The organism is Wolbachia endosymbiont (group A) of Crataerina pallida, assembly GCF_964028475.1.
GTDB classification, from domain to species: Bacteria; Pseudomonadota; Alphaproteobacteria; order Rickettsiales; family Anaplasmataceae; genus Wolbachia; species Wolbachia pipientis.
Genome location: NZ_OZ034785.1, coordinates 521,816 through 537,508, shown reverse-complemented (window position 1 = coordinate 537,508; position 15,693 = coordinate 521,816). Strand labels below are relative to the sequence as shown.

Genomic DNA, 15,693 nt, shown 5'->3' with positions numbered 1-15,693 from the left:
TGGGGAATTTTATGGATATCTATTATGATTTTAATACAGCAGCACCACAAAGAAATGGACATTACAAACCGTTATTAGAAAAAGAACAGCTAAAAGCTCAGCTTTTGTTAAATATCAGATCATGCCTTTCATATCTATTACCAAGAGGAACTTTTCGTGGTGATAAGTTTTATGTAGGCAATGTACAAGGTGATAAAGGCAAGAGTCTAGTAGTAGAATTAAGTGGTAGTGAAGCTGGCCTATGGCATGATTTTGCAACAGGAGAAGGTGGTGACATTATCACTGCCATTAAGTTAAGGAAACAGGAGTTAAAATTCGACCAAAAATATAAGTAATTTTGTAATGATGACAAATATTATGGTGAACCTTGAGGGAAGTAAAATTCAAGGTACTGAAAAAATAACAACTGTAGGTTATTGAGTGAAAGATGTAACCTCTAACAAAAAGGTATCTTAGGTTCAAAACACATGTTTTCTAGTTCTTTTTTGGTAGTTCAGTGAACGAGTATCAGTTACTTTATTACGCTCGACCTTCCTTCCTTTTCTCACTACTAAAGTATTCATCAAAAATAACTGTGATAATCGATCCATAATGCAGTCTATGTCTGACTCTGTAGAAAAAACATCGAAAGCTAAATTTTTTATTGCATTAAATGAGACAGATTTATTGATGCTTTTCTCGTACTTGCAATTGGCTAGACCCGCGTTCAATGTCTCTTCTATATCCTCTGTCATAATACTTTCTAAGTTGCTAATAAAGATGGTTGACCAAAAATCCTGCTTTATGGTTTCAACACTTTTACCTGTAAAATTTTCTAAACCTAACCTTCCTTTGAGTTTGGAAAAAAATGTTTCTACTCCCCAACGTAAATAATATAACTCTCCAAATTCTTCAACTTTAAACTGCTGTTCTTCTAACAACGATGTAGCCAACACTTCAATCTCGCCAGAAGAAAGAACTATCTTGACCAATCTAAACTTTATTTTATCAGGTAATCCTAGCTTCCTTAGCTGTCTTGCTACCTTGACAGGTGCGGTTGACACGACTATCGCATCAGATGGACTTTCTGGCTTAAACATAGCATTAATTTCATTAAATGACGAATATGGACAGCGAATTATGTAATTAATACCTCTTTGTGCAAGCTCAGCAAAAAACCGATAAGAAACATATCCCCTATCACAGATCAGCAAATCGTTAGATTTCACGCTGCCAAGCATATCAATAGCTAAGGCAACTTCATAACTGTCACTTCTGCCAAGTACTGATTTTATAGAGACATTATTTAATACATCGTAACATACTTCAAAAGTTGTACTTGTGTAATCTCCAAACTCTTTTTTAGTCCAATTTCTTATTGGTCTTGAGCCAAATTCATTTATTACCTCACTACTTTTTGGCAGGATAAGTATAGAAGCATCAAAGGCAAGCATTCTGAAACCATGATAGGTTTTAAATTCCTTATCTTGATAGTATAGAGAAACTATATCATCGTTTAGCTCTGAAAACGCAGTATGCTTTAGCTTTTTCCTTGCTTGAGTAAATGCACTTGCCGTGATTGTGTGATCCTTTCTTGTATGCAGAACAAACTCATTAAGCATTACTTGCAATGATTTTACACTCTTTCTGAAAATTAGAATAAACACATCAATGAAAGGCAGCTTTCTTTTTCTTGAAAAATCTTTTGAGGATACTTTGTGAGCGTTTATAAAGTTCAAACTCATCAATTTATTTTTTATAAATGTAATTACTCTTTTTTTTACTCATATTATTGCTTCTTTTAACTTATGGATCTTACTTGATTTTATAATACAGTCCATCACTTTTTCTTTAACTTAATGGCAGTGGTGACATTATCGACCTTTGGGCGGGAGTAAATAGAAAAAGTACAAGAATAGAGTTTCCTGAAGTAATGGCTTCTATAGCTGAGTGGCTTGGTCATTTCAAAACTTCAAGTAATCCAACTGCATATTGGGATTATTACGATGAAAACGGCCAAGCTATTGTTAGAGTCTATCGTTATGATGATAATAATGGAAAGCGATATCTTCCTTTTGATATAAAAAAGTCCGACTTTGGTGCACCGAAGATAAGGCCACTCTATAATATTCCAGGTATTTTGAAGTCCGATAAAGTTATTCTTGTTGAAGGAGAAAAATGTGCAGAAGCGCTGATAGAGAAAGGAATAACTGCAACAACAGCAATGTCAGGAGCAAATGCACCTATTGAGAAGACAGATTGGACACCACTCAAAGGTAAACATGTTATTATTTGGCCAGATAATGATGAACCAGGTAAGAAATACGCTGAAAAATCTGCTATGAAACTTACTTGTCTTGGAGTTGAAGAACTTTGCATTTTGGAAATACCTAAAGATAAACCAAAGGGTTGGGACGCTGCTGATTGCGTGAAAGAAGGTGTAAATGTTGAAGAGTTCATCCTTAGTACAAAAAAGGCTCCTTCAAAAAAATCGTTGAGAATAGATACCAGAGCTTGGGCTAATATTGCTCCAGAAAGAGAATGGATTGTTAAAGATTGGCTTCCTATTGGAAGTGTTACGGCTCTCTACGGTGATGGTGGTATGGGAAAGTCTCTACTTGCTCAACAACTAATGACAGCAGCGAGCACAGGTAAATCTTGGTTGGGAATGGAAATTGAGCAGATGAAGACATATGGTGTATTTTGTGAAGATGATACAGAAGAGCTATGGCGAAGACAGTGTGCTATAAATAGATTATATCAGTTAGATATGGAATCCTGTGACTTTCATGATAATATTGGCTTTTTATCGAGAGTGTGGAAAGATAATCTACTCATGGTATTTGATAACAAAGATATAGGTAAATTAACTCATTGCTTTGAAGAATTACTTGAAGATATTAAATTATTTCAACCAAAGCTAGTAGTTTTAGATACAGCAGCAGACTTATTTGGTGGCAATGAAAACAATCGCTCTCATGTGAGACAATTTATTCAAAGTTGTTGTGGAAAAATAGTGAAAGTAATAAAAGGAGCTGTATTATTATGTGCTCATCCTTCTGATTCAGGAATAATACGTAAAACAGGTACAGGTGGTTCAACTGCGTGGAATAATACAGTAAGATCTCGTTGGTACTTGTCAAAGCCAGATAAAGCTGATGCTTCTGGTAATGAACGAGTACTTTGCCGTAAGAAGTCAAATTATTCTGCATCTAACGAAGAAAAGATTTCATTTTATTGGCATAACGGTGCGTTTGTACAATCTGATGATACATTAAATTCAGAAAGAATAGTAAGGTCTAGCTATAATACTAAATTGGATTTAGAACGTCTAAGAAGATGTGATATAATTTTAGAGTTAATTGCTAATGAAGCATATAAAGGCGAAACTTACACCGCGGCACACTTTGCTAGGTATTTTGAGGGAAAGCTAGGCCTTGGAAGTGAACGTAGCATCCGTGAAAGGATTAGCCATCTTGCAGCTCTTGGCCACATAAAGTTCTTTAAGGAAGCTCTTGGATATAAAGTATCAAGCACTAAATCAAAGTACGGCTATTTATGTGTTAAAGACATGGAGTTAAAAATTTCTGAAAATCAACATGTGCTGGTAAAGCCAGATTATTATCTTTCACCAAATAACGGAGTAACCTTACCAGTTGAAAATCCAGACGTTTGGGTGATACATAATTCTACAAAACAAGATGGCAAAATAGTATAGTAAGTTGGCAAGATGGCAAGTTGGCAAACTGAAGAATCTGCCATTCTACCAACTTAAAATTGATAAAAATATAAGAAAATCAATAGTTTAAAGAAATAGTAAGATGGCAAGATGGCAAAAAGTTGCCAACTAGATAGCATGGGTAAAGTCCTCTTCTATAGCGGGTTTAGGGAAGTTGGCAAGATGGCAAAAATCTATATATATAAATATATACTATGCTATAGTACATAGTATATATCAGTTAAGAGAAGAACTTAACGTTTTTTGATGTCCTTTCATAATTTTGCTTTTTCTATGGAGTTGCAACCTATAATAAAAATATAAAGTAAAGGCAGTGAAAAACAAATGATCCATAATAGCGTTTTAAAAAGATTCTATGACTTCAGGGTACAGTTATACCACCAAGACCTAAGTTACTCATGTAGGGTAGCTTAAAACTCGATTACGAGGCATCTTAATACCCCAAACTTTTATTTATTAGAAAAAACCCTACAACTAGTCTATCATGCTTTTTGTTGATTGCAAAGAAAATTTTTTGAACCTAAAGAACAAATGGTTAGTAGACTTTTTGAAACATTATTTTTGCAATAGCTTTACTTCTACCATAAGTTTAACAGAGGCTCTAACCCTCATCTTTTTTTTAACAAACGCATAACGCTGGTCTACTGAGTTTAATAGCTGAACTAAGAATTCAGATCTCCGGATTTTCCGGAATACTCAATAACTTTCAAGTGAGCTGGGTCTAGTTGCTTTAATAAGGCTTTTATGCAAGCGCGATGAAGACTTGAGGTAGAAAAGATTGAAGAAAGCAAAATAAACAGCTTTATATTCTTAATTTTTTTAGATGAGGCAAAAGCTGCATTTTAAAGCTATCTGTAACTTTAGGGTGTAAACACTTACTAGCCACACTAAAGAACGCTTATAATGCCCTCTAAAACGCAAATAAAAGGCATCTTTAGTAAACTTACTAGTAAGTTTAACACATTTTTTACACTTTGCAAAGAAAATTTTTCAAAAAAGATTGAACAACTTATGGTGAGTATAAGGGGTTATGGAGACTATTATGGGAATACAACAACTTTTATCGCAAACCTCTGAGCAATTAATTGCAAAACTCTCAGTGATGAAATCAGCAAATTGTAGAGGTAGCTCAAGGAAAAAAGTCTCTAGCTACTGCCATAGAAGAAGAAACAGAAGCTACAAAACCCTCTCAATAGTTCAAGATGGAGACAAAGATCTAAATTTATTTATTTACGTCTCTAATTTTATCTAGTATAATGGAGACAAAGATTTATATTTTGTGTTTTATGTCTCCATCATTTATTGGTAGGCAAACTGAGTTAAAACAACTACTGGAGCTTACAGACAAAAATACTGCATCTTTTGTAGTAGTCAAAGGAAGGCGTCGTATAGGAAAAAGTCGTTTAATTCAAGAGTTTGGTAAGTATTTTGAACAATATTACTCCTTTATAGGTTTGCCACCAGAAAGGCATACTACAACGTCCTACCAACTTAATGAATTTTCTAGACAAGTTGCTAGACAATTTAATACATCTTTTGCTAGGTATGATGACTGGAGCGATTTACTATGGGCAGTTGGTGAACGTCTACTATCAGGAAAAACATTATTGCTGTTTGATGAAATTTCTTGGATGGGCTCAAAAGATCCAACCTTTTTAGGCAAAATAAAAAATTTTTGGGATACGCAGCTAAAAAATAATAACAAGTTAATTTTCGTTGTTTGTGGATCAGCTTCATCCTGGATCGAGAAAAATATACTTAGCAGCACTGGTTTCGTAGGGAGAATATCGTTAACTTTAACACTCGGAGAATTATCACTTTCTGATTGCAATGAATTTTGGCCGAAAAATATTTCAGCATATGAAAAATTTAAGGTGCTTGCAGTAACTGGCGGAATTCCAAAGTATTTAGAGGAGGTAAATTTTAAACATAGCGCTGAAGAAAATATTAAAAGGCTTTGTTTTACAAAAGGTGGGTTTTTAGTTGAAGAATTTAATCAAATATTCTCAGATTTATTCATGCGAAAAACGGCTTTTTATAAGCAAATAGTCAGAGCTCTTTCTACTGGAGCTAAAGAACAAGAAGAAATTTGTGCTACTTTAAATATCGTAAGACATGGACGCATTTCTGAGTATCTACATGAGCTTGAGCTTGCTGGTTTTATTGCAAAGGATCATACTTGGAGTATAAAAACGGGTACTGATTCACGACTCAGGAGGTACAGACTTCAAGATAATTATTTAAGGTTTTATCTAAAATATATCGAAAAAGATCTAGGGAAAATTAATCGTGACACCTACTCTATAGGGTTCTTACCAGAGTGGTATACAATTATTGGGCTTCAATTTGAAAATTTGGTGCTGAACAATAGAAAGAGTATACATAATATCTTAGGAATTGATGGAATAATAAGCGAAAATCCATTTTTTCAGAAAAGAACGCGTAATAGTGCAGGCTGTCAAATTGATTATATGATTCAAACGAAGTTTAACACTCTCTACATTTGCGAAATCAAATTTTCAAAAGATAAAATTGGTCATTCAATAATACAAGAGGTACAAAAGAAAATAGATGCACTAAATCGTCCAAAAGGCTTTTCATGTCGTCCAGTCCTTATCCACGTCAATGATGTAAGTGATGATGTTATAGATAGTGATTACTTTTCAAACATAATTGATTTTGGAGAATTGTTGAATTGTAAGTGATGTTTTTTCTGACTTTAAAAAATAATAGTTTCTACAGTTATTCTTAAGTTTATAGAGTTTGCTAACATTAGTATCTTTAGCTTTACAAGAAGGGAATGGAGCCAAAATAATCTCTCTACTACAATACCATTCTTTAAAACGTCTTTAGAGGGCTATTATAGCGTTATTGATGATTTAGATAGGTTTTGTATGTTTTTACCAAAAACTCATGTAATCTCTTTTCAGCTCAAGTAAAAAGTTGTTTCCAAAATGGAAAGGACTCAAATAGCGAAGATTTCTGTTGTAAAAGACATAATGCTCTTTTTAATTTCTTAGCTGTCTTAAAATTATTTTAACTTTTTTTCAGAAACTCCCGGAAAAAGTGGTCGGTATATATTAGTATAGGGGCATTGAATGTAGATGTGCTTCAAACACAAAAGTCGGCAAACGAACAGAGTAGAAAAGATTGAAGAAAGCAAAAGAAATTTAGGCTTTTACGTAATTGAGAATTTGTATTTTTTTTAGATAAGGCAAAAACTGTATTTTAAAGCTAGATGTGACTTTAGGGTAAAATACCAACCAAAGAACGCTTCTTTAAAACTTGATCACAAGCCTTGTCACAAATTTTACTTTTTCCATTGTAACATCTTTTACTTCTCTTCAACACAGTTAACGAACTACTTTTATCAGCACAGTGAAAGGGTTAATACGGTAGCCATAATCTTTACGCGATGATCCAGGCCAACCAACTGTTTGAATCACATCATTACGTTCGATGTTTAATCCTAACTTTTTAGCTAAGGTGGTTTTTATTGTTCTTTGGATTGTGTTTAGTGGTTTTCTGATGTGATGTTCTGGGTCTGCTTCTGGATCAAGATTTAGGCGTTTTTCTATTTCAGTTATGCTAAGCAACATGTGTTTTTCAGGAGGTAATTCTTTTTTACAATCATGCAAAAATTGTTCAAATAATATGCGAAAAACCTTCATACATGCTACAGCTTTCTTATTTAGAATCTCTATATTGTTTACGTAAAGTGAGCCCTCTATCAATTGCAACTTTAATAATTCCTTCTCTTTAGGAGGTTCAATTAGATTAAGTGCAGTATGTAAGATTTGCATTGAAGTATTTGGTATTAACTCTGGTACTCCTCTTTGTACTGCTTCTTGGAATACTTCAATTAAAGTCTTATGCTGAAAGAAAAGGTCAACCATTTTTACTGTGGGCAAATCAAGAGGTATGTTTGATGGATTTTTTCTCAGTATTATTAATACAGTTGGATTAGCTTTAAGCTTATCTATCGTTAAGAATGTTGGATTGGTGCAAAAATCAAGTATGATTAAACTTACAATCTTACCTTGTCCACCAACATGATAAACTCCGCTTTCCACTTTTTGCCACATAAAATTTGTATCACTTAGCTGACCTTCAAACCAATTCATAAATTTCTCTGGGTTTAAATATGCAGATAAGCGGTGAAATCTTTGCTTCTTGTAGGTATTAGGTAAAATATCACGGTTGCAATTTTCACAAATTATATTATCGCATGCTTCGTTAAAGTCCTCATCAATGAAAATCTCATTGTTACAGTATGGATCAACTATATTTGGCCAATCTAATTTATCTTGTCTACGAGAGCAGATAATGTAAGACCTCTCTTGCATCTTAATTAATTCAAGATCTGACAAATACCTTGCTGCTTCGATGTAATTTTGATTTGGATTAACCCAAGAGCTGCCAGAATTAAAAAGATCAGAGATTTGCTCTTGGCAAGATTGTAAGACCATAAAATTGTTTTATGTATGCTTTAAAATCCTCTCTTTCCCTTTTATTCAGAGGATGTTCAGAGTAGTAAATTGCTATGTACTCATCACTTCGCTTAAAAAATAAGCCTATCTTTTTGCCTTGAAATATTACTTTAATCGACTCTATAAATGGCACTATGTCTCCTACAAATGGCTTTAAAACATGTAATTCCGGTGCAATAGGATCATATGGAGCAACAGTCAAAGTGATATTAGTATAGCTGTAATTGAAACGATTTGACTGAAACTTTAACTCAAAAACACGAATATTTGAATCAGATTCATTAATACAAGTTTCTATAAATTTATGCACCTGTTCCGCGAAGTTTTTATCCTGCACATCTACAAAAATACATTCGCAGCCAAAGTAACAACTTGCAATGCTATTTGCTATTTCTATAGCTTGATCGATATTTCTAGCACCAAGATCTACCTGAGTGCCATTTAGTAGAAAATCCAAAATCATCCACTCTGCCTTATGGCCATGAATAACTTTGTTTGAATTTAACAACAAATCTATATCGCTAGCTTTTCGTATTAACACATATAAACGATTCTGATGATAGAAGAAACCTTGTAGTTGATTCTCGAAACTGTCATTTCTCTTAATGTTATCTTCTTTCAGTATTTGTTGTATGATTTCCTCTGAGATAAAGTCCTTAAATGGAGTACTTGGTCGTCTTGGTATTTTTTGTAAGGCAAAAGACATGAAACTCTTTCTTTGTATTTTTTCAAAGTGATAGACAGACTTTAAAAGATTGTAATCTGCATGAAACAGCAGAAACAGCAAAGACTTCTTATCATATTTATTATTATTTTTTACAAGGTAGGATTTCATGAGTTCTGTAGTTAATGCAGATCTTGCAATTTCACTGACAGTAACTTCTAGTTTTGCACGGTCAAAACAGGTAATCAAGTAGTAAGTAACGAGAGAATCGGAATAATTAGCAATCACTTTACGTTTGTATTGTACAGATGTATTATCGTAACTTTCATCATCAAAGAGTTGAGCATTTAATTTATCTTTAAAGGAGTTTTGAAAAATAATATTTAATTGCTTACCAGAAAGTGAATCTATCCAAGACTGACGTATTTTTGTATTGTGAAAACGGTCAAGCAAATGGTTAACAGGGACTTCTAAATCATCTTCCCAAAATTTACGATTTGGATAAATGTTCATAAGAAACTAACCACACCATGATAACATAATAGACTATTTAAATAGTTAAGATAGAAATCTGAAAGTCTTGACCAATAATTATGCAAGGGCTGTTTACTGATTTTTAACCAAGTTTTTTCTAAAAAGTTTGCTTAAGAAGAAGATTTTTTGGACAAAAATTTTTCAAATCCTGAATATATATTATATAGCACTCTAGCGAAACAAATTCTGAATATAAATGTCAATCCTAACACTGGACCTTGGCAAGCAAACGGGCTGGGCAATTCTAACAGATGGAATAATTGAAAGTGGAAGCAAAGGCTTTCATGGTAGTCGTTTTAGCGGAGGTGGCATGTGCTTCTTGAATTTTCGTAATTGGCTTAATTCTTTGAAACATGAGTTCACTGCAGTGTATTTTGAAGAAGTGAGAAGACATCTAGGAACTGATGCAGCGCATTGCTACGGTGGTTTTCTTGCCGTTCTATCTGCTTGGTGTGAAGAGAACAATATTCCCTACCAAGGTGTTAATGTTAAAACTATAAAACGCTTTATAGCAGGCAAAGGTAATGCAAGTAAGAGTGAAGTTATTGAAGCGATACGTGAAAAAGGTTTTTCACCTAGAGATGATAATCAAGCAGATGCTTTGGCATTAATGTTCTACGTTATGAATCTTAGTAAAGATTTTAACACATTAAAAATACCGTAAAAGTGGGTCCTTTCGGCCATAATGGCGGGTTTGGTGGGTTCAACCCCAGGCCTTCTTTAGCGTCAGAGATATTTTGAATATTAACTTTTTAATTATTAAGGATTTAAATTATATGAATTTAGCAATCCACTATTATCCTACTCAAAATCTGGTCGAATATGAGCGTAATCCACGTAAAAATGATGACGTAGTAAATAGAATGTGTGCTTCAATCAGGGAATTTGGCTTTCGTATACCAATAGTTGCAAAAAGCGATGGCACTGTGGTTGATGGTCATTTAAGACTTAAAGCAGCAAGAAAACTTGGTATGGAAAGTATTCCAGTGGTCTTAAGTGATAATTTAAATGAACCACAAACCAAAGCTTTTCGATTACTGGCAAATCAATCAGCTAATTGGGCAAAGTGGAATGATGATCTTTTGAGAGTGGAAATTCAAGAGCTAGAAGATTTACAGTTTGATCTTAAAATGACTGGATTTGAATTGGAAAAAGTTCAAAACTTTCTTGATGATTTAGATAATGAAGAAGAAGATCTTTCTGATTTAGCTGGTGATGACAAAAAAGTAACAAAACCAGGTGATCTTTGGATTTTAGGAAATCATAGAATCTATTGTGGTGATAGCTGCGTAGTTGAGTCATTTAAGGCAGTATTAGACGATAAAATGGCAGATATTACTGTGTGTGATCCTCCATATAACGTTGATTATGGTAGCAGTCAAGAGAGAGAAGATAAAAAGATATTAAACGATAATCAAGGTGAAAGGTACGAACTTTTTCTCTATGACATCTGTTCCCATATTTTAGCATATACAAAGGGTGCAATTTACATCTGCGTATCATCATCAGAGTTTTCAACGTTGCAAAAAGTATTTGAAGAAGCAGGTGGTCGTTGGTCAACATTTATCATTTGGGCGAAGAATCACTTTACACTGGGAAGATCTGATTATCAAAGACAATACGAAGCAATGCTCTATGGATGGAAAAGCGGTAATAAACGTGAGTGGCATGGAGGAAGAAATCAAAGTGATCTATGGTTTTATGATAAGCCAACGCACAATACACTACATCCAACGATGAAGCCAGTAGAGCTAATGGAGAGAGCAATAGTAAACAGCAGCAGATCAGGAGACATAGTACTTGATCCATTTAGCGGTTCTGGCAGCACACTAATTGCATGCGAGAGAACAGGAAGAATCTGCAGGACAATAGAACTAGATTCAAAATTTGTAGATGTAACGATAAAACGTTGGCAAATATACACAGGTAGGGAGGCAATTCTTTCTGGTACTGGCAAAACTTTTTCAGAAATTCAAGAAGAAAAACAGTAAGAAAAAAGTGGAAAAGATAACGCAAACGGAATGGGCAAGAGAGATAGGAGTGTCAAAGCAATATGTCTGTTATTTAGTAAAAAAAGGAATAGTTGAGTTGGAGGATGGTTTGATCAATAGAGAACAGGCAAATGAAGCGGTGGCAGCAATAAGAGATCCAAGTCAACCATTGAGAAGAAAAAACTATTCAGAAAACGGAGAAAAACTTTCCACGATGTTGCTGAAAACTCGAATAAAAAATGAAATGGAGCGAGGTAAACTTCTTGAGGCGAAAGCTAAGGCTGAGATTGGTGAACTTGTAGCAGTAGAGGAAGTAAAGCGCGATGCATTTAACGTAGCAAGAGTTGTCCGTAATAATTTGCTTAATATTCCAAGATGTAACGATAAAACGTTGGCAAATATACACAGGTAGGGAGGCAATTCTTTCTGGTACTGGCAAAACTTTTTCAGAAATTCAAGAAGAAAAACAGTAAGAAAAAAGTGGAAAAGATAACGCAAACGGAATGGGCAAGAGAGATAGGAGTGTCAAAGCAATATGTCTGTTATTTAGTAAAAAAAGGAATAGTTGAGTTGGAGGATGGTTTGATCAATAGAGAACAGGCAAATGAAGCGGTGGCAGCAATAAGAGATCCAAGTCAACCATTGAGAAGAAAAAACTATTCAGAAAACGGAGAAAAACTTTCCACGATGTTGCTGAAAACTCGAATAAAAAATGAAATGGAGCGAGGTAAACTTCTTGAGGCGAAAGCTAAGGCTGAGATTGGTGAACTTGTAGCAGTAGAGGAAGTAAAGCGCGATGCATTTAACGTAGCAAGAGTTGTCCGTAATAATTTGCTTAATATTCCAAATAGAGTTTCAGCACTACTTGCATCACTGAGTGACACTGAAAAGATTCATATGGCGCTAACTGAAGAGATTACAAACTCATTACAAGAATTATCTAATACTAAATTTCAAATATAAAAAAGATTTTGAATATAAAATGGCTGATAACTTAAGTTTGGAGTTAATAAAGTGTCTCATTAATCAACCTGGATTAGATGTAAATGTTAGAGGATTAAACGGAAAAACCCCACTACATTGCGCTATAGAGTTTGATGAATTAAGTATGGTAGATCTGCTACTCACAAAAAAGAATATCAATCCTTTTGTAGAAGATAATGATGGTAAAACATCTCTTGATTACGCCAAAGAAGGGAAAAAAGCAGAGATATTACAAGCGCTAATTAATAACAAATACGGGTCAGAACAAGATAGCTTACTTCATTTAGCTGCAATGATAGGTGAAGTTAATGCAGTTAGATATTTGATAGGAAAAGGTATTGACGTTAATGTACGAAATGCTTTGCACCATACTCCATTACATCTAGCAGCAGGCATAGGACATGCAGAAGTTGTAAAGATTTTGATAAGAGAAGGAAAAGCTGAAATCGAGGTTTTTGATGCACGAAATCAGACACCAATGCACTATGCAGTTAATAACAAAAAGTTAGAGATAGTAAAGTTATTACTGGAGCTAGGAGCAGATGTAAATAGCGCACGTGTAGGACAAAACTCGATGAAATTATCACCTGTTCATATAGCTGTAAGTAATACTAATTACGATGAAAGAGATTTGTGTTTGGATATCCTCAAATGCTTAATAAGGGAGCCTAATGCTCAAGTCAATTTGCAAGACTATGAAAATAAAACACCACTACATTACGCTGAAAGACTGAAAACAATAGAAGTTTTACTAACGCGAGAAGATATAGACCCTCTGGTAAAAGACGATAGCGGTAAAACACCATTTGATTACGCTAAACCTGAGATAAAGAAGGCTTTGATGAGTAATAAATACGGTTCTGAAAAGAATAGTCTACTCCATTTAGCTGCACAAAGAGGAGAAATTGAGATTGTAGATGCAATTTTAAAAGAAGAAATCGATATTAATATTGTAAATAATAAAGGTCTATCACCAGTTTACCTTGCTGCGGAAAAAGGGCATTTACATGTAGTAAAGTTATTGCTGAAAAAAGGAGCAAATTATACACCTGTTTTGCACTTAGCAATCAAATCAAATAATTTGGAGTTACTTAAAGTTTTATTTACTGAAAAAAATGGGTCATTGCTCTGCAGAGATACCGTTGTTAATTTTCCAACCCTTCATAATAAATATATAGCACAGAGAGAAATAGCAGATAAAAGGATGAAAAAACATAATAATATTATCTGCATCTGTATTACAGTTAGCGCAGTAGCAATGGCAGCATATATAGGTTTAACAGCAGCAACAATAAGCAGTGCAATCATTTTTGCAACAATAACAGGGATATTTGCGCTTGTTATAGCAATAATGATAAGTGAGATGAGCAAAAGATATATAGAAAACGAATTTCAGAAAAAGATGTTTATGGAATTGGAGGAGTGTGGAGGAATAAACTCTACTGTTAACAATATTGAGATAGAACCAATTATGAGTAGATGCAGACAATGATATACGCTAGAGCTTTTTCTGAAGGTTTAAGACCAGATCCAGAGCTTAAAGTATCAGAGTGGGCAAATGAGTATCGAGTTTTAGCTCCAACTGCAGCATCAGAGCCAGGTAAATGGAGAACAGAGAGAACTCCTTATTTAAAAGAAATCATGGATTCACTATCTCCATCTTCACCAGCAGAGAAAATAGTATTCATGAAAGGAGTACAGATTGGGGGAACAGAAGCAGGAAATAATTGGATAGGCTATATCATAGATCAAACACCAGGGCCAATGTTAGTTGTGCAGCCAACAGTTGAAATGGGAAAACGCTGGTCAAAAGGAAGATTTGCGCCGTTAATAGAGAGTACGCCATGTTTAAAAAGTAAAGTAAAAGACCCAAGGTCAAGAGATTCGGGCAATACTGTGCAAAGTAAGGAGTTTCCAGGTGGAATAGTAGTAATAACTGGAGCAAATAGCAGTGTAGGCCTCCGATCTATGCCAGTAAAATATCTCTTTCTTGATGAAATAGACGCCTATCCAGGAGATTCAGGTGGTGAAGGAGATCCAGTGCTGCTCAGTATTGCTCGAACTAATACATTTGCACGGCGAAAGATTTTTTTAGTATCAACACCAACGATTCATGGAATAAGCAGAATTGAGAAAGAATTTGAAGCAACAGATAAGCAGTACTTTTTTGTACCATGTCCGTATTGTAATTACTATCAAGTTCTAAAATGGTCACAAATTAAATGGGAAAACAACGACTCAAGAACAGCACATTATGTCTGCACTGAATGTAGCGGCAAAATAGAAAATCATCAAAAGACAGAGATGCTTGAGCGTGGAGAATGGAGACCTACTAATGGAGTAAAAGGTGAGAAAAAAGGATTTCATCTTTCAAGTCTTTATAGTCCAGTAGGCTGGTATAGCTGGACTCAAGCAGTAGAAGATTTTCTTCATGCAAAAGAAAGTGAACAATTACTAAAAGTATGGATAAATACTACGCTTGGAGAAACCTGGGTAGACAAAGGAGAAGTACCAGATTGGAAGCAATTATTTAACAGGAGAGAATTTTTTCCCGTAGGCACAGTACCTAGGAGAGAAGTGGTGCTTACTGCAGGAGTAGATGTCCAAAAAGATCGTTTAGAAGTAGAAGTTGTAGCATGGGGAAAAAGCCGCGAAAGTTGGTCAATAGAATACCGAGTATTTGAAGGTGATACTGGAAGAGGAGAAGTATGGGGAAAACTCTCTGAGCTCTTAAATCATCATTTTATCGGTGAAAATGGTCTTGAATACATGATAAGTATGATGGCGGTTGATGCTGGGTATGCGACACAAGAAGTATACAATTGGGTAAGAGGTCATCAAGGCTCTGGAAGAGTAATGGCAGTGAAAGGTGTAAATAAAGCTCTAGTACCACTTAGCAGCCCAAGTAGAGTAGATATAACAGTTGGTGGTCAAAAGCTAAAAAGAGGAATAAAGCTCTGGCCAGTGGGAGTATCGATTTTAAAGTCAGAACTTTTTCAATTACTTAATGTTTTAAAGGACGGTGAAGAAGCTCCAGCAGGATACTGTCATTTTCCCGAGTATGCACCTGAATATTTTAAGCAGCTAACGGCAGAGCAATTAGTCAGCAAAGTAGTAAAAGGTTATACCAAACAAGAGTGGCAAAAGGTAAGAGAAAGAAATGAAGTATTAGACTGTAGGATTTATGCAAGAGCAGCATCGATAGCACTGGGAATAGATAGATGGCCAGAGAGTAAATGGAATAGTTTAAGTGAAAAACCAGAAAGTAAAAAATCAAAGAAAATAGTGAAAAGCAAATGGATCAGCGAGTAG

At 34.7% G+C, this 15,693-nt stretch carries 12 protein-coding genes and 1 pseudogene; 10 read left to right on the top strand and 3 right to left on the bottom strand.

Features of this window, described 5'->3' with window-relative positions:
• Positions 1-11: 11 nt before the first annotated feature.
• Positions 12-281 (top strand): annotated as a pseudogene (locus ABWU55_RS02520) (hypothetical protein); the annotation flags it as partial.
• 177 nt (positions 282-458) lie between these two features.
• On the opposite strand, the gene ABWU55_RS02515 reads toward ABWU55_RS02520, so the two are convergent.
• On the bottom strand, positions 459-1,724 hold the full coding sequence (locus tag ABWU55_RS02515) for an IS4 family transposase (protein ID WP_353286161.1): 1,266 nt from the start codon (positions 1,722-1,724) through the stop codon (positions 459-461).
• Between the two features lie 188 nt (positions 1,725-1,912).
• Here ABWU55_RS02515 and ABWU55_RS02510 point away from each other — a divergent pair, with 188 nt between their 5' ends.
• The 3 genes from ABWU55_RS02510 (at position 1,913) to ABWU55_RS02500 (ending at position 6,423) form a co-directional block, all read left to right on the top strand.
• The gene (locus tag ABWU55_RS02510) at positions 1,913-3,697 is read left to right on the top strand and encodes an AAA family ATPase (RefSeq protein ID WP_353286471.1); all 1,785 of its coding nucleotides are present in this window, start codon (positions 1,913-1,915) and stop codon (positions 3,695-3,697) included.
• A gap of 1,051 nt (positions 3,698-4,748) precedes the next feature.
• Positions 4,749-4,970, top strand: coding sequence for a hypothetical protein (locus ABWU55_RS02505; RefSeq protein WP_353286470.1), 222 nt, complete (start codon positions 4,749-4,751; stop codon positions 4,968-4,970).
• Between the two features lie 34 nt (positions 4,971-5,004).
• Positions 5,005-6,423: an AAA family ATPase gene (locus tag ABWU55_RS02500; protein ID WP_114517500.1), complete on the top strand. Its 1,419-nt coding sequence runs from the start codon at positions 5,005-5,007 to the stop codon at positions 6,421-6,423.
• A 648-nt stretch (positions 6,424-7,071) separates the two neighbouring features.
• On the opposite strand, the gene ABWU55_RS02495 is transcribed toward ABWU55_RS02500, so the two are convergent.
• Positions 7,072-8,187 carry a hypothetical protein gene (locus ABWU55_RS02495; RefSeq protein ID WP_353286469.1) on the bottom strand — a complete coding sequence of 372 codons (1,116 nt, stop codon included), beginning with the start codon at positions 8,185-8,187 and terminating at the stop codon, positions 7,072-7,074.
• Complete coding sequence (locus ABWU55_RS02490) at positions 8,153-9,385, bottom strand: hypothetical protein (protein ID WP_264735450.1); 1,233 nt, start codon at positions 9,383-9,385, stop codon at positions 8,153-8,155. Before ABWU55_RS02490 ends, ABWU55_RS02495 begins: the two co-directional genes overlap by 35 nt.
• Before the next feature lie 217 nt (positions 9,386-9,602).
• On the opposite strand from ABWU55_RS02490, the gene ABWU55_RS02485 reads away from it, so the two are divergent.
• The 6 genes from ABWU55_RS02485 to ABWU55_RS02460 all read left to right on the top strand — a co-directional run bounded on the left by ABWU55_RS02485 (position 9,603) and on the right by ABWU55_RS02460 (position 15,693).
• The gene (locus tag ABWU55_RS02485) at positions 9,603-10,070 is read left to right on the top strand and encodes a crossover junction endodeoxyribonuclease RuvC (RefSeq protein WP_264704635.1); all 468 of its coding nucleotides are present in this window, start codon (positions 9,603-9,605) and stop codon (positions 10,068-10,070) included.
• Between the two features lie 112 nt (positions 10,071-10,182).
• A complete protein-coding gene (locus tag ABWU55_RS02480; RefSeq protein WP_353286468.1) occupies positions 10,183-11,397 on the top strand; it encodes a DNA modification methylase in 1,215 nt (404 codons plus the stop codon).
• A 7-nt stretch (positions 11,398-11,404) separates the two neighbouring features.
• Positions 11,405-11,809: a hypothetical protein gene (locus ABWU55_RS02475; protein ID WP_353286467.1), complete on the top strand. Its 405-nt coding sequence runs from the start codon at positions 11,405-11,407 to the stop codon at positions 11,807-11,809.
• A 68-nt stretch (positions 11,810-11,877) separates the two neighbouring features.
• Positions 11,878-12,360 (top strand): hypothetical protein, encoded by a 483-nt coding sequence (locus ABWU55_RS02470; protein WP_353286466.1) that lies wholly within the window; start codon positions 11,878-11,880, stop codon positions 12,358-12,360.
• Between the two features lie 19 nt (positions 12,361-12,379).
• A complete protein-coding gene (locus ABWU55_RS02465) occupies positions 12,380-13,873 on the top strand; it encodes an ankyrin repeat domain-containing protein (RefSeq protein ID WP_353286465.1) in 1,494 nt (497 codons plus the stop codon).
• Positions 13,870-15,693: a phage terminase large subunit family protein gene (locus ABWU55_RS02460; protein ID WP_353286464.1), complete on the top strand. Its 1,824-nt coding sequence runs from the start codon at positions 13,870-13,872 to the stop codon at positions 15,691-15,693. Before ABWU55_RS02465 ends, ABWU55_RS02460 begins: the two co-directional genes overlap by 4 nt.

Bases quoted from the DNA above. Each gene is read 5' to 3' on its own strand.
- ABWU55_RS02495 (WP_353286469.1), bottom strand. From the start codon at position 8,187: ATGGTCTTACAATCTTGCCAAGAGCAAATCTCTGATCTTTTTAATTCT.
- ABWU55_RS02500 (WP_114517500.1), top strand. From the start codon at position 5,005: ATGTCTCCATCATTTATTGGTAGGCAAACTGAGTTAAAACAACTACTG.
- ABWU55_RS02465 (WP_353286465.1), top strand. From the start codon at position 12,380: ATGGCTGATAACTTAAGTTTGGAGTTAATAAAGTGTCTCATTAATCAA.
- ABWU55_RS02505 (WP_353286470.1), top strand. From the start codon at position 4,749: ATGGAGACTATTATGGGAATACAACAACTTTTATCGCAAACCTCTGAG.
- ABWU55_RS02490 (WP_264735450.1), bottom strand. From the start codon at position 9,385: ATGAACATTTATCCAAATCGTAAATTTTGGGAAGATGATTTAGAAGTC.
- ABWU55_RS02485 (WP_264704635.1), top strand. From the start codon at position 9,603: ATGTCAATCCTAACACTGGACCTTGGCAAGCAAACGGGCTGGGCAATT.
- ABWU55_RS02480 (WP_353286468.1), top strand. From the start codon at position 10,183: ATGAATTTAGCAATCCACTATTATCCTACTCAAAATCTGGTCGAATAT.
- ABWU55_RS02510 (WP_353286471.1), top strand. From the start codon at position 1,913: ATGGCTTCTATAGCTGAGTGGCTTGGTCATTTCAAAACTTCAAGTAAT.
- ABWU55_RS02460 (WP_353286464.1), top strand. From the start codon at position 13,870: ATGATATACGCTAGAGCTTTTTCTGAAGGTTTAAGACCAGATCCAGAG.
- ABWU55_RS02515 (WP_353286161.1), bottom strand. From the start codon at position 1,724: ATGAGTTTGAACTTTATAAACGCTCACAAAGTATCCTCAAAAGATTTT.